Annotated in this window: 22 protein-coding genes and 1 pseudogene; 4 read left to right on the top strand and 19 right to left on the bottom strand. The window is 27.8% G+C overall.

The features are described from left to right. Positions 1–28: 28 nt before the first annotated feature. Positions 29–943, bottom strand: coding sequence for a tRNA epoxyqueuosine(34) reductase QueG (gene queG / locus KGF39_RS01000; RefSeq protein ID WP_227820850.1), 915 nt, complete (start codon positions 941–943; stop codon positions 29–31). Between the two features lie 488 nt (positions 944–1,431). On the opposite strand from queG, the gene KGF39_RS00995 reads away from it, so the two are divergent. Further along, positions 1,432–1,836, top strand: coding sequence for a RusA family crossover junction endodeoxyribonuclease (locus KGF39_RS00995; RefSeq protein WP_009895581.1), 405 nt, complete (start codon positions 1,432–1,434; stop codon positions 1,834–1,836). Positions 1,837–2,057: 221 nt separating this feature from the next. On the opposite strand, the gene KGF39_RS00990 is transcribed toward KGF39_RS00995, so the two are convergent. Next, positions 2,058–3,053: an aldo/keto reductase gene (locus KGF39_RS00990; RefSeq protein ID WP_054272509.1), complete on the bottom strand. Its 996-nt coding sequence runs from the start codon at positions 3,051–3,053 to the stop codon at positions 2,058–2,060. A gap of 252 nt (positions 3,054–3,305) precedes the next feature. Continuing rightward, positions 3,306–4,142 (bottom strand): deoxyribonuclease IV, encoded by an 837-nt coding sequence (locus KGF39_RS00985; RefSeq protein WP_227820849.1) that lies wholly within the window; start codon positions 4,140–4,142, stop codon positions 3,306–3,308. A gap of 379 nt (positions 4,143–4,521) precedes the next feature. On the opposite strand from KGF39_RS00985, the pseudogene KGF39_RS00980 reads away from it, so the two are divergent. Beyond that, positions 4,522–5,569: pseudogene (locus KGF39_RS00980) on the top strand (IS1595 family transposase). Positions 5,570–5,709: 140 nt separating this feature from the next. After that, positions 5,710–6,201 carry a hypothetical protein gene (locus tag KGF39_RS00975; RefSeq protein ID WP_227820848.1) on the top strand — a complete coding sequence of 164 codons (492 nt, stop codon included), beginning with the start codon at positions 5,710–5,712 and terminating at the stop codon, positions 6,199–6,201. A 331-nt stretch (positions 6,202–6,532) separates the two neighbouring features. Here KGF39_RS00975 and KGF39_RS00970 read toward each other — a convergent pair whose 3' ends face one another. The 8 genes from KGF39_RS00970 to KGF39_RS00935 form a co-directional block, all read right to left on the bottom strand. Next, positions 6,533–7,096, bottom strand: a complete 564-nt coding sequence (locus KGF39_RS00970) for a winged helix-turn-helix domain-containing protein (RefSeq protein WP_227820847.1) — start codon at positions 7,094–7,096, stop codon at positions 6,533–6,535. Positions 7,097–7,193: 97 nt separating this feature from the next. Next, the gene (glsA, locus tag KGF39_RS00965) at positions 7,194–8,123 is read right to left on the bottom strand and encodes a glutaminase A (RefSeq protein ID WP_054272506.1); all 930 of its coding nucleotides are present in this window, start codon (positions 8,121–8,123) and stop codon (positions 7,194–7,196) included. Positions 8,124–8,511: 388 nt separating this feature from the next. Next, positions 8,512–10,179 carry a nucleoside kinase gene (locus KGF39_RS00960; RefSeq protein WP_227820846.1) on the bottom strand — a complete coding sequence of 556 codons (1,668 nt, stop codon included), beginning with the start codon at positions 10,177–10,179 and terminating at the stop codon, positions 8,512–8,514. A gap of 75 nt (positions 10,180–10,254) precedes the next feature. Further along, entirely contained in the window at positions 10,255–11,010 is a 756-nt protein-coding gene (locus tag KGF39_RS00955) for a sugar phosphate isomerase/epimerase family protein (protein ID WP_227820845.1), read from the bottom strand. A 9-nt stretch (positions 11,011–11,019) separates the two neighbouring features. Then, positions 11,020–11,556: a signal peptidase I gene (gene lepB, locus KGF39_RS00950; protein ID WP_054272503.1), complete on the bottom strand. Its 537-nt coding sequence runs from the start codon at positions 11,554–11,556 to the stop codon at positions 11,020–11,022. A gap of 164 nt (positions 11,557–11,720) precedes the next feature. Further along, positions 11,721–12,257: a signal peptidase I gene (lepB, locus tag KGF39_RS00945; RefSeq protein ID WP_227820844.1), complete on the bottom strand. Its 537-nt coding sequence runs from the start codon at positions 12,255–12,257 to the stop codon at positions 11,721–11,723. Between the two features lie 99 nt (positions 12,258–12,356). After that, positions 12,357–13,667 carry an RsmB/NOP family class I SAM-dependent RNA methyltransferase gene (locus KGF39_RS00940; protein WP_227820843.1) on the bottom strand — a complete coding sequence of 437 codons (1,311 nt, stop codon included), beginning with the start codon at positions 13,665–13,667 and terminating at the stop codon, positions 12,357–12,359. 77 nt (positions 13,668–13,744) lie between these two features. After that, entirely contained in the window at positions 13,745–14,455 is a 711-nt protein-coding gene (locus KGF39_RS00935; RefSeq protein ID WP_227820842.1) for a PrsW family intramembrane metalloprotease, read from the bottom strand. A 242-nt stretch (positions 14,456–14,697) separates the two neighbouring features. Here KGF39_RS00935 and sleC point away from each other — a divergent pair, with 242 nt between their 5' ends. Next, a complete protein-coding gene (gene sleC, locus KGF39_RS00930; protein WP_054272499.1) occupies positions 14,698–15,969 on the top strand; it encodes a spore cortex-lytic germination protein SleC in 1,272 nt (423 codons plus the stop codon). A 430-nt stretch (positions 15,970–16,399) separates the two neighbouring features. Here the strand turns inward: sleC and KGF39_RS00925 are convergent, their stop codons facing one another. From KGF39_RS00925 to KGF39_RS00890, 8 genes are all read right to left on the bottom strand, one after another. Then, positions 16,400–16,678, bottom strand: coding sequence for a hypothetical protein (locus KGF39_RS00925; RefSeq protein WP_227820841.1), 279 nt, complete (start codon positions 16,676–16,678; stop codon positions 16,400–16,402). Positions 16,679–17,280: 602 nt separating this feature from the next. After that, on the bottom strand, positions 17,281–17,691 hold the full coding sequence (locus KGF39_RS00920; RefSeq protein ID WP_227820840.1) for a hypothetical protein: 411 nt from the start codon (positions 17,689–17,691) through the stop codon (positions 17,281–17,283). 214 nt (positions 17,692–17,905) lie between these two features. Beyond that, positions 17,906–19,309, bottom strand: coding sequence for a M56 family metallopeptidase (locus KGF39_RS00915; protein ID WP_227820839.1), 1,404 nt, complete (start codon positions 19,307–19,309; stop codon positions 17,906–17,908). Positions 19,310–19,319: 10 nt separating this feature from the next. Beyond that, positions 19,320–19,679 (bottom strand): BlaI/MecI/CopY family transcriptional regulator, encoded by a 360-nt coding sequence (locus KGF39_RS00910; RefSeq protein ID WP_054272495.1) that lies wholly within the window; start codon positions 19,677–19,679, stop codon positions 19,320–19,322. A gap of 243 nt (positions 19,680–19,922) precedes the next feature. Then, positions 19,923–20,702 (bottom strand): DUF975 family protein, encoded by a 780-nt coding sequence (locus tag KGF39_RS00905; protein WP_227820838.1) that lies wholly within the window; start codon positions 20,700–20,702, stop codon positions 19,923–19,925. A gap of 435 nt (positions 20,703–21,137) precedes the next feature. Continuing rightward, positions 21,138–21,749 carry a hypothetical protein gene (locus tag KGF39_RS00900; protein ID WP_227820837.1) on the bottom strand — a complete coding sequence of 204 codons (612 nt, stop codon included), beginning with the start codon at positions 21,747–21,749 and terminating at the stop codon, positions 21,138–21,140. Between the two features lie 93 nt (positions 21,750–21,842). Next, positions 21,843–22,832, bottom strand: a complete 990-nt coding sequence (locus tag KGF39_RS00895; RefSeq protein WP_227820836.1) for an ornithine cyclodeaminase family protein — start codon at positions 22,830–22,832, stop codon at positions 21,843–21,845. Between the two features lie 66 nt (positions 22,833–22,898). After that, positions 22,899–23,762 (bottom strand): DUF3298 and DUF4163 domain-containing protein, encoded by an 864-nt coding sequence (locus KGF39_RS00890; RefSeq protein ID WP_227820835.1) that lies wholly within the window; start codon positions 23,760–23,762, stop codon positions 22,899–22,901. Positions 23,763–23,836: the final 74 nt, after the last annotated feature.

Here is a 23,836-nt window from a genome sequence, read left to right as displayed (position 1 = left end):
TTAAAGTATATGAAACAGACTCTTATTATTAGTCATCATACTTATCTAAAATTATTTCCATATTTCTCTTTATTATATTTTTCCCCCTCCAACTAAAAGCTCTATCCCCATATATTCTTTTAAATTCTTTATTTGAAATATTTTGTACCTCATCATAATCCAAATAATCTATTATATTTTCTTTAAATTCCAAAATGTGAGTTGTTGGTATTTCAACATTATGCGGACACACTTCTTGACAAATATCGCACCCAAATATCTTTTTGCTATTCTTTAAAACATCTTTTTCTTCCTTTGACAAATCTCCTTTTTTTTGAGTTATATATGATAAACATTTCTTAGGATTCATATCATAATTTCCCAATATAGCATTTCCCGGACAATATTTTACACACTTACCACATTTAAAACAACTTTTTTCTAGTGGTTTATCTTCTTCAAACTTATAATTATTTACTATATACCCTATAAATACATAAGAACCATATTCATCAGTTATGATATTGTTATTTATTCCAAAATATCCTATTCCTGATAAATAAGCTAAATACCTGTCAACTAATGGTCCATTATCAGCAAATATCTTATATTCAAAATCTATTACTTTTTCAGAAATATAATCACAAATTTGTTGTAAAAAGTCCTTTACTACAATATGATAATCCTTACCGTGACAATATCTTGATAAATTTGAATTTTCATTCTTTTCTTGTCTATTTATATGATATGGAAATGCACACACTATTATAGAATTAGCATCTTCCATTATATTTCTTGGGTTAATTCTGTTTTCAATGATTACCTCTTCCATACCAGTCAAATAATCTTTTTGATGTCTATCTTCAAGTATCTTTTTCAGATTATCATACTTATCTACACCAGCTATCCCTACACATTTTAATCCTATCAAATTACAAAATTCTTTTAATTCCTTATTATTCATAAAATTATTCCTTTTTAATCTATTTAATCTTTCTAAGCTTTTTAACTTATTTAATCTAGGCTCTAAAACTTCAAATATTATTAATTATATTTTGACATTCTCCCTATAAATAAAATAAGAAGATTTTTTATTATATTTAATACTCCATTAACATTATTGTTTATTAAGAAAACTAAACAAAAATAATTCAAGCAAATTTATCCAATTCCATTTACATCAATGTTTATTATTAAGTCTTTACTCGACTTATACAGTCCTATTTTTATTCTCTCCACTAAGTTTACATTCATTAGTGTTATGAAGGTCTAATGTAGGTATATATAGCATTATAGCAGATTTTAAAATTCGTAGATAAAACACTTGTCTTATATTACCATACCTAAAGTAGAAAAGTTTACAAAGTAACTTTGTAAAAACACTTTAAACAAGAATTTGATTTTAAATCATATACAGATTATAATAAATAATGTATAAGGATGGTGAACAATTTGATTAAAATAACAATTCCAGGTAGACCTATTAGTAAATCTAATTTTAAGCTTCATAATATAAATGGTCAAGCATGGATGCCTTCAAAGGGAAAATATTCTAAGTATCTTGCATACGAAAACATGATTGCAGGTTTTATAAACCAACAGTATCAAGGAGAAACTGTCGAAGAAAATCTAATAACAGTCTTAAAATTATTCTTCCCAAACAAGAGAATGGGGGATTTACATAATTATCCAAAGAGTATTTGTGATGGTATTGAAAAAAGTGGAATAATAAAAAATGATAAACAGCTTAAACCAGTACTTTTATTTGATTTTATAGATAAGGATAACCCTAGGGTTGAAATTGAACTTTATCCAGTATCTAAATATGATATATCCTATAATATCTTTGAAAAATAAAGATTTCATGTGTTATTTGACATTATATTGATGCTCTAGTATCTGAAACTATGCTAATACAACAATAATAATTGTGTTATATCTATCCTCACACAAATATTAAACAAATATTAAATTTATATAATACCTGTAACTATGTAAATTTAATATTTGTATATAAGACTATATCCAATAAAAAGAAATCGGAGTAAATTTACTACACCGATTTCAATAAATAAAATCTATCCTAGCTTTTCGACAACAGTCTTTAGCATTTCTCTTATAGGAAGTTCATATGGACATCGGCTCTCACAAAGCCCACAGTCAATACACTCAGTAGGTTTAACATCCATAACCTCATACTTTTCTTTAGCCCACTCTTTTAATCCATATCTAGTATAATAACCTTCACATAAAAAGCTCAATGGTATATTTATTCCTACAGCACAAGGCATACAATATTCACATCTTCTACAGAATTTTTTACCTAAAGAATTTCTTATTTCTTCAATTTCCTTATTATCTTTTTCATCTAGTACAAGATTTTCAAGTACAGAGACATTTTGTCTAACCTGTTCAACACTCTCCATACCTGGTATAACTACATCTATATAATCTTTAGATAGTATATACTTAATAGCCAATTTAGCATTATCTAAAGCTCCTCCAGCTAGAGGTTTCATTACTATTATCCCAATGCCTTTTTCATGAGCTTTTTTAAATACTTCATCTGCTTGCTCTTCAACTATATTATAAGGAAATTGTATAGTGTCAAATTTTCCATCTTCTATAGCTTTTTCTATAGTCTTTAGATTGTGACTAGTTATACCAATGTGCTTTATCTTACCTTGCTCTTTTGCCTCTAAAAGGGCACTATAAGCCATTTTATCCTTAAAAAGATTATCATATTCCTCTTCTTTAACATTATGGAATTGATATAAATCTATAAAATCAGTTTTAAAATTGTTTAGACTTATCTCAACATCTCTCTTCATTGAATCATAATCTCTAGACATACTTTTAGTAGCTAAGAAAAATTTATCTCTTTTTCCTTCAATAGCAATTCCAATTGCTTCCTCACTTATTGTGTACCCTCTTGCACTGTCAATAAAGTTTATTCCTTGTTTTTCTAACTCATTTATAACTAAGTTAGTATCATCTTGAGTAATCCTTTGTATAGGAATTCCCCCAAAACCAACTCTCTTTATTTTCATATTTGTATTGCCTAAATTTCTCATATCTTTCCCCACCTAACTTTTAATTAATTTTTATATAATATAAATATGTTACCTTTAATTATACAACAAATTATGAGAATCTTTGCAATATATTTACATACTATTCATAATATAATCATACTTTATATCCAGTTCATTTGTATACAATTTATATTGTTCCTATCCATTTAATTTAAATTGGTATATTTCATTATTGTATTTCCACCCTAATTACGTTGAGGGTGGAGTATTTCACTTATCTTTAATAAAGTTTTATTTACTAGATAGTATTTCTTTTATCATCTTAATCTCTCTCTTGTGACCTTCATCATCAAAAGGAGTTTCTAAGAAAAATGGTAAGTGTTTTAGACTAGGATGTTCCATAAAATCAATCAATGCTTTTAATCCTATTTTCCCTTCCCCTATAGGAGCATGTCTGTCTTTTTTATCTCCAAATGGCATCATACTATCATTTAGATGAACAGTTTTCAATCTGTCTATACCTATGACCTTATCAAATTCCTCTAAGACTCCATCCAAATCATTCACTATATCATAACCAGCTGAAAAAATGTGACATGTATCAAGACACACACCTATTTTTTCTTTGTGTTCAATTTTATCTATTATACTTTTTAATTGCTCAAACTTAAAGCCTATTTCAGTACCTTTTCCTGACATAGTTTCAAGAAGTATGGTTATATTTTCATCACCCTTAATTGCATTATTCAATCCTTTTACTATCCTATCTATACCAAAATCTACTCCACCACCTACATGACTGCCTGGATGAAAGCACATGTATTCAATTCCTAATGAGTCCATCCTTCTTATATCCTCATCTATCACTCTTGTTGCAAATTCGTATACATCATCCTTTGTGCCACCTAAATTCATAGTATATGGAGCATGTGCAAGTAGTGGTGCAAAATTATTTGTCTTTCTAATCTCTTGAAATTTAGCTATATCTTTTTCATCAAATTCTTTAGCATTTCCTCCTCTTGGGTTTCTACTAAAAAATTGAAATGTATTTGCATCAATATATACAGCTGTCTCAGCTGCCTTGGCAAATCCCTTTGCTATTGAAAGATGTGTTCCTAATTTAATCATATTTATCTCCTTTATTTGTACTCCAACTTGTACTCAATTTTAATTTTGAACTACTCCACCTTAACTACCTTAAATCAACATTTGAAGATGGATATTCCTATTTGATAGTGCTTTTGCACTAATCTAAATCCTTTTTTAATATATTTCTACCATTTACATTAACTTTTAATATTTACAGTTTAATTATACCCATTTTAATAAATTTCAAATATTATAATCTTACATACTTTATATACATTATCTAAGCACTTCTTAGATAGTGTATACATTTTATATATTGGCTATGTTAGCTAACTTCGTGATTAATTATATCTAAAATAGGCTATAATTTAGATATAAACTATATTTCAATTAATTTGCAGGAAGGATACCTAATATTATGCCAAAAATAGATATAAAAGCTATGATAAAAGATTTAAAAAAGAATGAACTTACAGAGTTAATTTCAGTAGCACAAGAAGTATTAAGTACTTTATTTAATTCTTCTGAAATTAGAGATAATGTTAAAGAAAGTAGATTTTCCAAGGGATACGAATGTCCAAAATGTCAATGTAAGGATGTAAATAAAAACGGTAAATCTAACGGAAGACAAAGATATATCTGTAAACGTTGTCGCACAAGTTTTGATGAGTTTACTATGTCTCCATTCTCTAATACAAAATTAGGCTTAGATAAATGGCTAAAATACTGTGAATTAATGATATTAGGACTTTCTATAAGAAAATGTGCTGAAGAAGTCGGTGTAGGTGTTAAAACGTCTTTCTACATGCGTCATAGGATACTTGATGTAATCAATCTATCATTAAAAAATGATAAAGTTGAAGGTATAGTTGAAGTTGACGAATGCTTTATTAAAGAGTCTTTTAAAGGAAATCATTCTAAAAGTACTACATTTGTAATGCCTAGAAACCCTAGAAAAAGAGGTAAAGGTAAAAATGATAAGAAGAAAAGAGGAATATCAAAAGAGCAGATTTGTATAGAGACAGCAATTGATAGAAAAGGAAATATCATTATGGGTGCAGTTTGTAATGGTAGAATTACAACAAATCAAATAGTTGACTTCTTTGACAATAAAATATGTGAAGAGGCTACTTTTTGTGTAGATTCACATAAATCATATGTAGAAATAAAAGACAAGTTGAACATAGAATTAAAGCAAGTTCCTAGAGGAAAATCAATGATAGATAGTGTTTACCATTTACAGCATATAAATGCTCTTCATAGTAGCTTTAAGAGATGATTAATGCCTTTTAATGGTGTATCTACAAAATATATAAACAATTTATTTGGCTTGGTTTAAATTTCTCCAACTAAGTAAGAAGAATAAAAAGGGTGACCGAATTAAAGATATGCTAGTGAATGTAGCTACTAAAGATACATATGTAACTAGAGCCACTATTAGAAATAGATTCATTGAGTTAACCTAAAATAAGGAACTTTACTTCAAATCAATGAAACCATTTTGTAATTGGAAAATAATTGAATATTTTGTATAATATAATCAAGTTCGCAATTGTTATATAATGCGAAGTGAACTTTATTTAATTAAATTATAGGGGATATCAATATGAAGAAAATATATTTAGCAATAATTAGTATGGCATTATTAATGCTTATAGGTTGTACATCTGTAGAAGGTACAGATTTGAATAGTATCAAAATAGATAATATATCATTAGGACAATCTATCTATACGTTGGATTTATCGAAATATGAAGCAAAAGATGAGATTGACAATGAATATAATTATGAGTTTAAAGAGTTGCAAATTAAAACAAATACCAATAATTATGTAGATAAAATATGGTTAAATATTTTAGAGTATAATCTTTTATCAATAGGTAAAGAAAATAAATTTAAAGATATTGACCAAATTACAGATATATTAGGAACTAATTATAAAGAATACTGGTATGATAAAGAGCAAGGACTAAAATCTCATAAGTATGTAGATAATGAAAATAACATCAAAGTAAACTTTGTGTATGACGGTACATATAACGGTACACCTAATAATCAACAAAGGCAACTTGTATGGGTAATACTAGAAAGTATATAAAATAGAAAAATTAGTGTAGAAATTCACAATATTAATATATTACGAACAATTTATAGTAAGTTATAGAAGTAACCACATCTTAGAATTCAATGTATTGAAAAGTCTAAGGTGTGGTTGTTTTTATGCCATATTTATCACGAAGAGGGCTAACATAGCCTATATATTATATCTCTCTTACAAATACAATAGGTATATGGAGACAAAAAAATAGAGATTAAAAATCATTATTTACTCATACCAAATCATACCAAAAACTATTTTTTGATTATTAAGTAAATTTTGATGTTCAATCTCTAATCTTATGTTTTTAATTAATCCATAATTAATAGTTCTAACTAGGACATTCTTCCTCAAGTGTAGGAATCACAACCATAGCTATATCATACTTAGAACCTTCAACATTGTGTTGTCTTTTATTTAAAATTTCATCTATCTTTGACTTCATAGTGTCACTAAGTTCAACTAATTCATCATGAGTAAGAGAAATATCATGATAATCAACTATATTTTCATTTTCTAAAACATCTTCCTCTGCTGCCTTATAAAAAACTTCACTCATATTTTCAAATTTTGATATGTACAATTCTTCTTTTTCTTCCCCATTGTCTAAAGAAAAATTAAGTATCCTATTCCCTATAACCACATTTTTTGCACTTGGATAATAGTATTTTTCCACAATCCCCGACTTTATCTTTTCCTCAACTAATTCTAAAATACCAACTTTGTATAACATTTTTATATGGTAGTTTATTTTTGCATGAGGTTCTTCCAATAATTGAGATAATTGTTTTGCTGACAATGGCGATTTGTCAAATGCTTTTAGAATATCTATTCTACGTGGATGAGCAATAGCCTTTATGCACTCCAAATCTCGTAATACCAATACCTCTTTCATTGACCCCTCCTAAAAAATTTATTTAATTCATACTTCTTTACAATTTAATTATATATTAAATTATATGTTGTTGTCAAAAAAATCCTTTCTTAAAATTTTAAAAAATATTTAATTTGAGTTTATTTGACAACTCCTCTAAAACCTTAACTCCTGCGACGCTGTTTCCTTTTTTGTCAAGTGCAGGTCCATAAACACCAATACCCATACGCCCTGGCACAGAAGCCATTATACCACCTCCAACTCCAGATTTTGCAGGAATTCCAACTTTAATAGCAAATTCCCCAGAAGCATCATACATTCCACAAGTCATCATAAATGTTTTGACAATTCTAGAAACCATTTCACTCATTAAATGCTCACCATTTTCTATATCCACGCCATAATTAGCAAGATTTACGCCAATTCTAGCCAAATCTACAGAATCTATTTCAATTGAGCATTGTTTAAAATAAAGGTCTAAAACATCTTCTACATTACCTCTGATAAATCCATCACTTTTCAATAAGTAAGCCATTGCTTTGTTTCTATCACCAGTCATTTTTTCAGACTTATAGACATCATAATTTATTCCTATATTATCATTCTTTGCTAATTTTCTAAAAAAACTAAGCATTCTTTCTTCTTTTTCTTCCAAACAGCTCCCATTTATAAGAGAAGTAGTTACTATAGCCCCTGCATTTATCATTGGATTACAGGGTTTTTTTGTGTCATTAATTTCAAGTTTCATTATCGAATTAAATGGGTCTCCACTTGGCTCCATTCCAACGTTTGAAAAAACGTCTTCCCAATCATTGTCCATAAGTGCCATAGCAAGCACAATAGGTTTTGAAATACTTTGTATAGTAAACTTTGTGCTACAGTTTCCAGCACTATAAAGATTATTTTCGCTATCTATAATACAAATTCCTAAATCATTTCTTCTAGCGTTTTTTAATTCTGGTATGTAACTAGCGACTTGTCCATAATTAGTATACTTCTTATTAGAACTTATAATTTCTTTTAATAATGTCTCATCTAACGTATTCATAGGCACCTCTTATATTATGTTATATATTCTATTTTAGCACAGATTTATAGTATAATAAAACAGTGTTAAAAAAAATTATACTTTAAAACTATTTTCTACAAGAATCAATTCATTTTTCAAACAATTTAAATAGTTTAATAATTTAGTAACTTTTACTCTTTTAAAGAGTAATCACATAAGTTAACAAAAATATTAAATAGAAAGTAAAATTTAAAATAAAAAGCTTGGTTCATACAAAAGTATAAAACAAGCCTTTTTATATATCAACTCAAACTTTAAAATCTGTATTAATTTAATTCTCCAATTAATACTTAATATACTTCACATATGCTAATCACACTACTTGCTATGCTATTTAATCTTTGTAAAATAACCTATCACACATATATTAATCAACTATTTTACTTCCTCCAATAAATTCCCTAAGAATTGAAATACCTGGTATATCAGAAGTATCATCTAATTCAACAAAATACTGTAAAAACTTTAGCAATCTAGTCGCTTCAATGTGAGCAGGATTATCCTCTTTTATCTCTTCCAACAAAGGTTTCGCAAATCGTTTTAAAACTGCCAATTCATATACACAAGCAGAGTTAAATATAGCATCTGCCTCTTCTTGGTATGGGAATATATTCTTCTTTTCTCCTCTTCTAACTGATGCCCATTGTAAGATAGTATTATCAGCACTATATCCTCTAAAATTATAGTCTCTAACAATTCTTCTTATCATTCTCAAATCAGCAGTAGGAATTCTATTATGGTCATCTAAATTTATTTGAGTAAGGGCGCTTATGTATATCTTGAATTTATCTTCATCTGGTATAGATGATGTTAAAATAGGATTTAGCCCATGTATACCTTCTAATATAATTGGTTGATTTGAGTCTATCTTTATTTTTTTGCCAGTATATTCTCTCTTACCTTCTTTGAAATTGAATCTTATAGCATCAATTTCTTCACCTGCTAAAAGTCTCTTTAAGTCTAAATTAAATTTATCTAAATCTATAGCATAAATTGATTCAAAATCATAATTTCCATATTCATCTAAAGGAGTATGCTTTCTATCTATAAAATAGTCATCTAAAGAAATCGAAATAGGACTTAAATTATTCACTCTAAGATGTATTGATAATCTGTGAGCAAAACTCGTTTTTCCAGATGAAGATGGAGCTGCTATTAAAACTACTCTCTTATTGTTGTCTTTTATCATGTCTGCTATTTGAGATAATTTCTTTTCATGCAATGCTTCAAAAGTTCTTATTATATCTCCATACTCATTGTTTTCTATTATCTTGTTAAGAGATACTACCTTATCAATTCCCATAAGTCTTGACCATTCTTCTGCTTCATAATATACACTTGATAGCTTAGGTTGAAGTACAAATTTCATAGGAAGAGTCTTATCTTCTTCACTAGGACCTAAAATTATAACACCTCCATTGTAAAGCTTAATATCAAATGATTTTATATAACCAGTTGATGGTAACATATATCCATAAAAATGGTCTATATAGTTTCTACACTTATATACTTTAGTACTATCATACTCTTTGTATTTTAAAAGCTCTGCCTTTTCATACATTTCATTGTTTTCAAATATAGAAATGGCCTCGTTTCTTGTAACTTCAATCTTCTCTATAACATAATCGTTATTTACTATCTCTTTCATCTTGTTTTTTATATTTTCAACATCCACTTCTTCAAGTTTTCTATCTATATGAACCTCACAGTATAGCCCATCAGATAGTGAATGTTCTATTGTAACTCTGCTATTCCAGAATATCTCTCTACAAGCCATTACAAATACAAATGACATGACTCTAAAGTAAACTCTCTCTCCATCTTCGTTAGTAGTATCTAAAAAATTTATCTCACAATCCTTCTTCACTCTACAGTTTAGCTCTTTCAATTTATTGTCTACAACTGCAAGTGTTATATAACCCTTATGCTCATCACAGAATTCTTTTGCTATATCACCCAGTCTTATTCCAAGTGAATTTTCTTCCAATGAATATTCCTTATCTTTTCCGTCTATTTTTAAATTTATTTTTTTCACTTCAACATCTCTCCTTCCTTTTGATGAATATAAATTTTAATCAATGAGGCATATCAACAAGTTAAAGAGAGGTATTTAACCCTCTCCTACAATATGATTCAATTTACTTATAGTATCTTCAATGTCTTCGTAATTTATTTCTAATACTAAATATTCTGCATCTAATTTTAAGACCTCTTTAATCCCCTCTTCAGATAAAATTCCTTTTCCTATACCAATATGTGTATCATTGATACCATCATTATCACTTAAGTGTATCAGTCTTATTTTATCCTTTAAGTTCTTTACATAATCATCCTCATCAATTAAACAGTGTCCAGTATCGTAACAAAAACAAATCTTAGAATTTTTAATCCTCTTAAATATATATTCAAAATCGTAGGATATATTTCCAATATTTGAAAAATCTCCACCTTTTGAATAAGTATTCTCTATACATACATACGAATTTGTATTTAATTTATCTAAAAAATCCACACTATTTTCTAAATATTTGTCCCTATTCTTTTTAACTCTACTTGTCATAACATATCCCAAATGAAGGTTAAAATACCTTATATCAAACCCTTTAAGCTCAAATTCTATCTTCTCAATAAAATTTATCCATGAATCTCTTATATATTCTATGTTTTCGCAAGTATTTAACTCCATAGGAAAGTGTATCCCTACAGATAATCCTAGTTCAGAAATTACATCTTTATATTTACATAAATCTCCACATTCAGATATATTGTCAATTCCAATCTCTAAATGAGTTATTTGCTTTATACTTTTACAAATATTTAAAGCATCCTCAATATTAAATAATAAGGATGCTATACCAACTGCCATACACATCACCTACTCAAAAATACCTATATCTGTAAAAGGAAATACCCTTAAAATAACTTTTCCTTTAATATTTTCTTCGTCTACTAATCCCACTTCTTTATATCTACTGTCTAAACTTACTTCTCTATTGTCTCCCATCGCAAATACTTTTCCCTTAGGAATCACCATATCAATATCGCCTTCAGTATAATTATCATGTATATATGAAACTTCATTTAATAACTTGCCATTTATATAAACCTTAGAATCTTTAATCTTTAGATGGTCACCAGGTACGCCTATAACCCTTTTTACAAGCTCTTTTTTTCTTCCATTCTCTTGTAATAAGTCAGTCTTAAATATCATTATATCTCCACATTTTGGTTCTGATAATTTATATGTCATTCTGTTTGCTACCAAATAGTCGTGTGATTTAAGTGTTGGGTACATTGATTCTCCATTTACTAATGTTGGTTTTATAAAACGAGTTATAATAAATGCAAAAAAAAGTGCAGTAATAATTATTTTTATCCACTCTACAATCTCTTCTTTAATAGTTTCACTCATTCACAAATTCTCCTTTATAGTTATATTATCTTTATTGATAATGCTTCTTAAACATTATCTTTTAGATAAGTCTACTAAATAAGGTGTTGTCTTTTTATATAGACAACTATTGTGCATGGTCTGGTGATTTCAGTTAATCAGCGATTGCTCCAAATTTTATATGTTTAGTCAATAGTCCCTATCTTAGAAAATGGATACAATCTGACTAGAACTTTTCCTAAAACGGTATGCTCGTCGACCAATCCAACCTCATCGTATCTACTATCTAAACTTTTTTCTCTATTATCTCCCATAGCAAATAATTTTCCTTCTGGAACTACAATATCAATATCTCCATCAGTGAGATTATTATGTATATAGGAAACCTCATCTAACAATTTATCATTTACATATACCTTGGAGTCTTGTATTTTTACATGGTCACCAGGAACCCCGATAACTCTTTTTACTAAGTCTTTTTTCTTTCCATTTTCCTCTGTTAAGTCGGTTTTGAATACTATTATATCTTTGTATTTTGGCTCTCCTACTTTGTACGCAATTCTATTAACTATTAGGTAATCACGTTCAACTAGTGTAGGATACATTGATTCTCCTTTGACTATTGTTGGCACTATAAAACGAGTTATTAAAAATGCCAAAACAAGAGCTATGACAATCACTTTTATCCATTCTACAACTTCTTTTTTAACTGCTTCACCCACTAAAATCGTCTCCTCTGTGTTAAATAATAAGTCAAGCTATAGCAAAATAATCTACCATAAACTTACAATATAAATATTATACTTCTTTTTTCTACTAGTTTAAAATACTTTTCTAAGACCTTTAGGATAATGATTCTTAATTACACCAGCAGATTCTTTTCCCCAACCTAAAGGTATACCTTCAACCGAAACCAAAACCCATCCTCTACTCTCATTAGAATTTACAACATCCCCTTTTAAGTATTTAAGAATTGATTCACTCTGTACACTGAAGTTTTCAACATTTTTTACATCTTCAACTTTTAAATAATGAGATAGTGCATGAGAAGGCTCAAATCTATTCTTCTTTAAAACCCCTAAATGCAAACCGTATCTCAATACTTTTAGTTTTTTCGTATCTGGATATATTTCAGGAAGTAGGTACAAATTTTCTCCTCTTAAATAAAATTTATTTTTTTTATTACTATAAAAATCAACCTTTAAAAATTTCTTTTCAAACTCCCTATAATCCTTTATTTCTTTATCTAAATTTTTTATTTTTAATTCTTTGACATTGCACTCTTCTTCTTCTGATTTTTTTATTTTAGCAACAAAATGTCCTTCTCCCTTTATCTTATGAGGCCATAATCTTTCCATCTCAATAAGTTCTGCATATGGATATTCACTAATAAATTCATTTATAACATGCTCATTTTCTTCTCTTGAAAAAGTACAAGTTGAGTAAATTAAAATACCATCCTTCTTTAACATTTTATATCCATCTCTTATAATTTCTTTTTGAATGGATTGACATTCTACTACCTTTGCATAGCTCCAATCTGATATGGCAACCTCGTCCTTTCTAAACATACCTTGCCCAGAACAAGGTGCATCTATAATTACCTTATCAAAATACCCATTAAACGTCTTTCTTAAGCTATTAGAATCAGTATTTGTTATAATACAATTTCTCGCTCCAAATCGCTCTAGGTTTTCCCCTAAAGCCTTAATTCTACTAGCATTAATTTCATTAGAAACCAATAGACCTGTGTCATTTAGTTTAGAGAGTATATATGTAGATTTTCCACCAGGAGCAGCACACATGTCGAGAACTTTTTCACCCTCTTTAATATCTGCCTTTGGTATTACAATCATGGCAGAAGGTTCTTGCAAATAGTATGCTCCAGCCTCATGCAGTGGATTTCTACCAGGTCTATCAATTTTATCATCATAATAAAAACCCTCTTCTGCCCATGGTATTTGACTCAACTCAAATAAATCTAAATCGAATAGTTTTTTCTTATCAATTTTTAGTGTATTTATTCTAAGACCAGTAGTCTTATCTTCTTCATAACTTTTTATAAAATCATCGTATTCATCTTGTAGTATCTCTTCAACATCTTCTAAAAACTCTTTTGGTAACTTTGTCAAATCTATAATCCCCCTTCAATCTGCTTCGCTTGTTTGTCATTTATTATTTTTAATTGTTTATGCCTTTCTCTAAAGTTTTATTTCTTTTTCTTAAGATTACCGAAAAATACTTTTTTAGAGTGATTCATATATTTCTCAAGTTTATCAAGATTTATCTTCCACAAAATTATTACATAAACTATAAGTAATATAATAGCCCATCTATATTCTATCATCAATATGAAATCAAAAACTCCATGTAATAAAATTGGAAGTAGCACAGCCATAAATAAATACTCACGTCTTTTATTTTTGTTTTTTTCAAATTTATACTTAGAAATATAGTAACCCATAGTAATTGCAAACATTACATGAGCTGGTATAGAGATAACTGCTCTATTAATACCAACTTGCAGTGCTAGATTTCTACTCTCAGAAAAAATATAAACTATATTTTCAATTGTTGCAAATCCCAAAGCTAAAAATACAGAGTAAATAATCCCATCTAGCTTTTCAGTAAAATGTTTTTCTTTGATTAGTGCAGGAATTAGTATCAGAGCTTTTACACCTTCTTCTACAAGTCCTGCAACTACAAATGATACATAGATTAGTTCTGAATATCCATCAAATACATTAACCTTTATCAGTAAATTTTCTAAAAGTATAATTATAACACTTAGAAAAGCACCTATTAAAAAAAATTTAATTAAATGAATTAGAGGTTCTCTACAATATCTATCTTTAGACCTTATCCAAAACATACCTATCAATATAGGAACTATTGATAATAAAAATAAATCCAGCTTCATAGATTATTTTCCTTTCAAAATTTTAATTCATTTCTGATTTATATCATCTACTTATTTTTAGCTTATTTTGTTTTAAATACACCCTAAAATATACATTAAATTATTTTAAATTACTTAAATACAAATATACTAAAATACTTAAAAAAATTTAAATTTATATCTATATTATTTAACAAATCTCAAGCTATATTCATATCTTGAAATATAAGGGAACTAAATTCATTTAAAGAAAGGGTGATTTGATGCAAGATGGTTTCTTAACAGTAAGCATAATCGACGCTACTAACAATAGACCCATTCAAAATGCAGTAGTAAATATATATTCAATGTCTAATGGTAGCCAAAGCTCTTCAACTTTATACCAAAACCTAAGAAGTAATGAATCTGGTCAAGTGACTGGGTTAGTATTACCAGCACCAGATGTAGATTACTCTCTACAGCCATCTGATGTTAGACCTTACAGCCAGTATATAGTAGAAGCCATAGCAGATGGATATGAAACAGTTGTCATAGAAGGAACACAGTTGTTAGCTACAATTGAAGCAAGACAGGGAGTTCCCATGTCTCCTAGAACAAGAAGTAAGCGTTCTTTCTCAAGACAAAGCGAGTTGATTTTTGACATAGGAGAACATACTTTATATGGTACTTATCCTCCTAAGATTCCAGAAAGTAACTTAAAACCATTACCACCTCCTACTGGTTTCGTTGTATTAGATAACCCTGTAGTGCCTGAATTTATAGTAGTTCATGATGGTTTACCAGAAGATTCATCAGCTCCAAACTATTGGATTCCATTCAAAGAGTACATTAAAAATATAGCATCATCTGAAATATATTCAACTTGGCCTGAGCAGACAATCTATGCAAATGTAATAGCTATAATATCATTTACTTTAAATAGAGTCTTCACTGAATGGTATAGAAATAAAGGATATAATTTTACAATAACCTCAACAACAGCATACGACCATAAATTTATAAATAATAGAAACTTATTTGAACCAATTAACGTAGTTGTAGATGCTATATTCAATACATTTATAAAAAGACCTCCTACATCAAGACAGCCACTATTAGCACAATACTGTGATGGACAGAAATCTCAATGTCCTGACCAAATGACTCAATGGGGTAGTAAGGACTTAGGTGACCAAGGATACGATTATGAAAGTATACTAAGATATTTCTATGGAGATGAAATAATATTTGAAAGAGCACCTATAGTAAGTGGTGTACCAGTATCATTCCCTGGTACTACACTACAGGTTGGTTCTTCTGGACAATATGTTAGAACTATACAAAATCAGTTAAATGCTATATCTAACTCTTATCCAGCTGTACCAAAAGTGAGAGAAGATGGTATATATGGAACAGATACAGAAAATGCTGTTAGGATATTCCAAGGAATCTTTGGTTTACCTCAAAGCGGAGTAGTAGATTTTAAAACATGGTATGAAATATCTAGAGTTTATGTAGCTACAACTAGAATAGCTTCTTTAAATCCTTTAATTTAAGGTTTGATTTAAGCTATAAACTCAGATTATTGACTAAAATTATTTATTTAAAATAAAAATGGCTGTTATGAACTAATATACCATAAGTATTTTTACTTATAAGTATTGTAGTCTTAACAGCCATTTTTATAGTTATAACTTATTGTTTTAGAACCTTAAAACTTTAAATGGGGGATTTTAAGCTTCTTAAAAGCAGAACTTAGCAATTTAGATTTCTTTAAAATATTATCTTTATTTTTAGGTCTAATAAAATGCTACTTTAATGAAGAGGTTACTTTTCATTTAAAACACTATTTCTTATTTAAAATATCACTTCTTATTTAAAACACTACTCCTTATTTAAAGCACTGCTTCTTATTTAAAATATAAATAATATTATTTTAAAAGATTATTCCTAGCTTAGATGATACTTCTTTCTTCATCAATAAACTTAAATTGCAACTTTAGATTTATTAGCTAAAGCTAAGATTAGACCTAAAGCTATAGATGCAAATGCAGAAGCAATTACTCTATATTCAGCAGGGAACAAGAATACAATTGTATGACACGGTATCCAGAAAAATAGTATAGTTTTTAAAACACTAAAACCAAGGTAGGCATTCCAGTCCACAATATTTACCACATCTTTAAGTGTTACCTTAATCCCCTTTTCAACTTCATATTTTTTATCTATAAAACAGTCCATAACCTTATGCATTATTTCAAGCATTTTTCATAGTTGCAAGTGCTCTCCCCCCCCTTATAAATAATAATAAAATTACTCCACAAATTTAAAATCATATTATTACCTTATGTATTAAGCAATTGCTATGCCAAGAAGTTTAAAATTTTTTAAACCAATCTTAAAAATACTAAATTGATAATTTTCTTTAACTTTTAATGAGTCTAATAGATAACATTTAATTTTCATTAGAATTTTCAGAATATTAACATTATTATTTTGAATAAAAAAAATAATGTTAACATTTCTTAACATACATTAAAAAATGTTAACATTATAAATTGGGTTTAATACTTTTTACTTTGACTCGATTTACTTTTATTTTACGTATTTTTAACTTAGACTGTATCTTTTTTATTACTTATTTGAGTCTTATTGATTTTACTCTCACTCAATATGTTTAATCACATTTGTCTAAATTTTTTAATACTCTTCTTACTTCATTTTAACAAGCTTAAGTGTTGTTTTGGTAGTATAGTTGATAATTATTTAAATAATCATCAACTACATGTTTGTATCATCACAGTAGCCAAATGTATTTAATCATGCTTACTTAGGATTTTAAGATATCTTAGAGATTGTATTTAGCACTAGTCAATTGCTGCATAATTATAAGCAATTGAAAGTTGAGACCCATCTTCATTTTCTATAGTAATGGGCTTCATAATTTTTAATCCTTCAGTTTTTATCTTTTCTAATTCTTGTTCCATTTTCTTAATTGTTTCTTCAAGGTCTTTTTGACTTACATCTTTAACTGCGTTAGGGTCTTTAGCATAGTCTTTTAATTCTTGAATATGTTTAGCATATTCTTCATAAGTATAATGCTCAACTCCATACTTTTCTAATTCAGCAGGGTCAGTTATTCCTGATTTTATTAGAGATTTAAGTTCAGGTAAAGCAATATTAGATGAATCATTTCCACTTGCAAATACTGCTCCTGTTCCTCCTAATACTATAGCAGATGCCATCATTGTGCTTATAAGGGATTTTCTTATTTTCATAATCACTCTTCCTTTCTTAGAGATTTATTTGGGTAGTGTAGTTGATAGTGACTATTGCAATAGTTATTAACTACACCTTTAGACTATCACAATAGTCACACCTGTGTCAAGCATTTTATAAAATTTTATAATAAAAAATACTATCTCAAAATAAACTTAATTATTTTGAGATAGTATTTTAATTCTAAATCCTTTGTTTTACTAAGATTTATAGTTACTTTATAGAAGTTTTATACTGCACTTTATTAACTGACAACAAATTCCCTTTTCTTAAAATGACTAAACTACCCTCATCATAACCACTTTTCTGAATTGAATATTCTGTTGAATCAGCATAAGATATATCTTTATCATCACTAAATTTACTTAATTCATTTACAGATATTTCTTCTTCACTCTTAGAGTTACTTGGTTTATTTATATATGTTTCTTCATAATAACCTTCAGATTCACTTGCTTTTTTTACAGATATTTTTGCTGTGGTAAAAGAAACATCTCCATCACTTTTAGATTTACCAAAAGAAATATTTGAATCTACTTTTGGAGAATATAAATCAGTTGATTTACTATCTAATGAAAATTTATTTTTACTACTTTGCTCATTTTTTGTTAAATCAAAAGATTCGACTTCATTAATCTCTTTATTTCCTGTTGCAAAAACAAGACTCGTCCCACAAATCAATACAGTTGAAACTAAAAAAGTAACATAAGTTGACTTTTTAAATTTCATAATATTGACTATTCTCTCTTCTATCTTTGTCTTTCCAAATCCATTGTAAATTGGCATTGAAAATGGGTTATTCTCTTCTGCCAGACTTATCAGTGTAGTTGCATAATCAGCTCTATATTCTTCACCAACTATATTCATAACCTTTTCATCACAACTAAATTCTATATCTTTATTTACTAAAAAAAACATCACCCAAACTAAGGGATTAAACCAGTGAATAACAAGAGCTACAAGCATGAACAACTTCAACATATTATCAAAGCTGTTAATATGAACCATTTCATGAGTCAAAACGAAGTTTAAAGTTTGATTGTTGGCATAGTCCATTTGCTTTGGCAAAATAATTCGTGGTTTTAAAATACCAGAGGTAAGTGGCGTCCTAGTAAATTCAGATATACAAACAATAAATCTTCTAAAGCACCTATTCTCACATATCCATTTCTTAATAAAATCATGATTTTTTATATGTATTGAAGTTTTAAAAAGATTAATTATTTTAATATATTTAGAGCATAAAAATATACTAAATATAAGAGTAACTATAAAAGACAAAATGCCCAACATTTCCAAAATCATAATATTTTCAATACTAGACATTATTTCAAACTTGTCAGAATTGTTTTTACCTATAGAGTCACTAGCTTTCTTAAGAGTATAATCTTCAGCTGATGTACTACTCAATTCTACATCAAAAGTCGATTCAATTATACTATAAATACTAAAACCAGAATTTAAACTTACTGGTACTAGAAGTTTGAATAAGACAATCAACCATAATAATACAAATACCTTTTTAGGTAATTTTTTAAATAAACATGCTCTTATAAAAATAACAATTAAAAGTAATACTCCAGAAGTAAAACTCATTTCTAACAATTTAATGAACATAAATCTTACCTCACTTTAATTTTTCGACAATCTGTTTAAGTTTTGTAATATCATCACTTGAAAGATTTTCTTTATTAATAAAAGCTGAAAGAAATTTTTCTGAAGACCCTCCAAACATTTTATTAATTAAAGTTTCTGTTTCCTGCTTTTGTACTTCTTCTTTGCTTATTAAAGCTTTACAAACAAAATTTGGCTCAATTCTCTCTATTGCACCTTTTGACACTAATTTTTTTATAACTGTATACGTAGTATTTCTATTCCATCCTGTTTCTTCTTTTAAAATTTTTACTAACTCTCCAGCCTTACTTTCTCCTCTCTCCCATAGAACCTCCATTACTTTAAGTTCTGAATCAAATAATTTTATCTCCATATAAAATCGCTCCTCAAATATAGTTATCACAATAGTCATTACTATAATCAAAAACTATCACAGTAGTCTATACTGTGTCAACCATTTATTTTTTTATGACAAAAACTGCCTTTAAAAAAAATTCTTATAAAAGACAGTTTCGTCAATGTTATACTTTAATGTTTAATTAAATTTATGTTTAATTAAATTTATATTTTATTAATATTTAATTAAAACTATATTTTATTTAAATGTAAAACTATCTTAATACATAGAGTAAGATTTTTCTCTATCCAATAATACATCCTCTACATCTGGATTTTCTTTTAATAATTGTCTATAGAAATTACAGTTAGTAACTCCTACATATGGAATTAGCCATAATAGACCTATTCCCAAAGTAAATATTGACAGTATATACCATCCTATAAAACTAAGGTTTAGTACAAATAATTTAAGTACATTTCCCTTCATCATATCTAAACTAGCACCTATTGCTTTAAATACGCCCATATTATCCTTATCTTCACAAATTAAGAAAGTAGCTTGAGAAACATATAATAACAATATATAAACTGGTAACATAAGAACAAGTATTATAAGAACTAGAGTTATTCCAGTAGAAATAATAGTTCCTATTCCAATACTATCACTTGATAGATATTCAATTGCTCCACTAGTAAATAAAACTCCAAATGATAAAAATGCTCCTATAATTGTGATTATGAAAGAATAAATATAAACAGCAATTGATTCTAACACATAAAACCCAAAACTTCTTAAATAAATTCTTCCATTTACAAAGATATCTCCTATTTTGACCTTTTCATCTTTAGTAATTTTCAAGAACATACATGTAAATCCTGCTGCAAAGCAAAAAGCTATTACAGCTACTATAATAGTAGTCAAAGGTTCAAAAGGCAATCCTACGATTGATATTACTACTATAAGTGCAATATATACTGCCATAGCAATTGCACATGTACCCCAGTTTCCAGACAATTGAGCTTTAGATGCTCTTTTTAATTCTTGCCTTGATACCATAAAAAACACCCTTTTCATTTTATAAAAAAACTTTTTAAAATATAAATAAACTTTTAACGTATAGTAATAATATTAATATATCATATTTTCGACTATATAACACACAATTATTCACCATGTTTTATCATGATATATCATAATTATATTCCTAGTTTTATATATTCAATGTTACCAAATATATCAAATAAATCTGATTGATTATACAATAAATAATAAAATAAACTATGTTAATTGTACTTTATTTAGTAAACAAATTATTTAGTAAGATAAATTATTTATTATTTAATAGGATAAATTATTTACTATTTAGCAAGATAAATTATTTATAAAATAAATCACTTATAAAATATAATTTATATTTTAAAAATAAAATAAACTATCTTCCAAACATTTTATTATATGCTTAAAAGATAGTTTTTGTGTCTTTAAAATAAATTAAATTGTATATATTCCTTCACATAATTTCTGTATATTACTAGGTGGTTGCCATTTACCATCTTTTTTAGTATATGTAATCATAGTTGTAACTTCCTTAGTTGGTTTCTTATTGTAAAGGTCTATAATCATTTTTGCCATATCATCTTGAACTTCTTTTTCTTTTTTATTATAGTTCTTTTCATCAGTTACATAAGATTTTACTAAATTATTTGCTTCATCCATTACTTTGCTAGTATCTAAAGCTTTACTTACAACTTTTAAAGTTATCTTATCCTTACTAGAAGATTCTACTGTTACTGTCTTTTCAACACCTTGAATTAATTTAACAATCGTGTCATATATCTTTTCAGCATTTTCTTTACCATAAAGAGGTGTCAATTGAGTAATCATTGAAACTTTATCCTTGTTGTTATAAGTTTGAATCTGTCTGTATTCAACTTCTGTTAATGCGTCAGAAATCCCCTTTTCGTCATATTTATACATTTCCAGTGCAGCTAAATTAGCCTCAAAATTTGACTTTACTTTCTCTTCTGCATTAGAACACCCTATAGTTAGAACTAAAACTAGAGCCATAATCGAAGATAATATTAACTTTTTTACCACTTTCATAAAAATATCCTCCCTCAACTAAGATAATAAAAAAATTTATTTATCAACATTATAGCATAATTTTGTCTAATTATAGACTTAATTTTGAAAAATTTACCACTTCCAGTCTATTCCAACTCCTTTTTCTTTTGCTTTATCATATATTCTTTTTGCTGTTACGACATCTTGTACACCTATTCCGACAGTTTTAAACACAATTATCTCATCATCATTTTCTCTTCCAGGAATAGTTCCATTTATAACATTTCCTAAGTCACCACTAAAATCATCTTTACTTATCTTACCTTCTTTTAATGGAATTAATATATCTCCTGACTCAGATAAAACTGCATCTGTTGATTCAAAAAATATCTTAGATGCTCTAGTTAAACAATTTGGACACAACTCTTGCATGTCTGGCATATATGAACCTACTGCACTTACTAAAGCTCCTTTTTTTACTAAGTTTCCATTAAGTACTGGTTGTTTTGATGGAGTAGCTAAAACTATTACATCTGCATTATCTATAGCTTCATCAGATGATTCAACTGCAAATATTTTAGTATTATATTTACTTAATTTTAAATTCATTTCTTCTGCAAATTTTTCTCTACTTTCCTTGTTCCTACTAAAAACTCTTACTTCATCCAAATCTCTAGCTTCTATCATAGCTTCAAGTTGTGGCTCACCTTGTCCTCCTAGACCTATTAAAGCTCCAATCTTAGAATCTTTTTTAGCCAATACATCTATAGCTGCTCCAGATGCTGCTCCAGTACGAATTTGAGTTACATAAGTACCATCCAATACTGCACTTACTTCTCCAGTTTCACCATCTAATAGTAGTACTGTTGCTGGAATTACTGGCTTACCTTTTTGAGCATTTTTAGGAAATACAGATACAATTTTTATTCCCCCACATCCCAATTCTTCTACATATCCTGGCATAAATAACATACTAGCATCTTGACTTGGAACTGGTATATTGGTTCTCAAGGGATTTACACTCTTTCCTTCACAATAAATTCTAAAAGCTTCCTTATCAGCTTCAATTGCATCTCTCATTGTAAATACTTTTTCTATGTCGTCTTTTTTTAAAAGTAGCATTTTTATACCCCCAATTTTAATAAGTCTCTATGTTAAATATTATAGCATAACATTTAATTTAAACTTCTATTTCAAATTAAATAAATCTACATACTCTGGTTTTAGCATAGAGCTTATTAGTTTTTTATCTATTGAAAATTCTGGGATTCCTGCTGCATATGGAGTTATATCATATAAATCAAAATATATAACTAGATTCTCATCTTGCAAATAAAAGTTTTGATTTTCTTTTATACCTTTAAAATTGTATATTCCGATATTTTCTTCATCCTTTTTTTCAAGTTCAGCTATTTGTCTTTTAATTTCTTCATCTATAACTTCTTTATATTTAGTATTATCTTTAAATAAGTCCATTAATTCTAAAAATTTTCCAGTTCTCATATCCACATTATATGCTATATCTTTATAAAATCCATGCGCTCCACCACTATAAGTATAATATCTTACTTTTATACTAAGGGCAGAGTCTATATTCTTTTTAAGCTCAAAATCCACATTTGCAACAAACTTATTTTCCTCATCAGGATTATCCTTAAGATACTGCTTTGCTTCTTTATATGATTTATTATAAAATTCAAATATATCATTTTTTATTTTATCATTTGTAGACCTTTCAACAATCTTATTTGAATTTGTTATTACAGGCATATTTATAGTACTTTCTAGATATTCATCATTTTTCACTATTGTTTTACTTCCTATTGTACTTACTGATAAAGTTTGTTTACTATTTGTAGTATCCTTTGGTAATGATTGATTACTCATAACACTCACTGCTTCTTTATTACTATTTAGATTAATTAAAGCATCTTTCCCTAAATTATTATATTTATAGTCATGTTTAATTGCCAAAACAACTATTATAGTCAAGGTTAAAACAAATACATATCTTAAAACTTTAACTTTCATATCGACTTTAAAAAATTTCATATTATTATTTTCCTCCTAAATATAAATCTCTCTTATTATATTTGGAGTTTCTAGGGGTTTTTATCCATATAATT

The organism is Clostridioides sp. ZZV14-6345, assembly GCF_020657775.1.
GTDB classification, from domain to species: domain Bacteria; phylum Bacillota; class Clostridia; order Peptostreptococcales; family Peptostreptococcaceae; genus Clostridioides; species Clostridioides difficile_D.
This window is presented reverse-complemented; position numbering and strand designations above follow the sequence as displayed.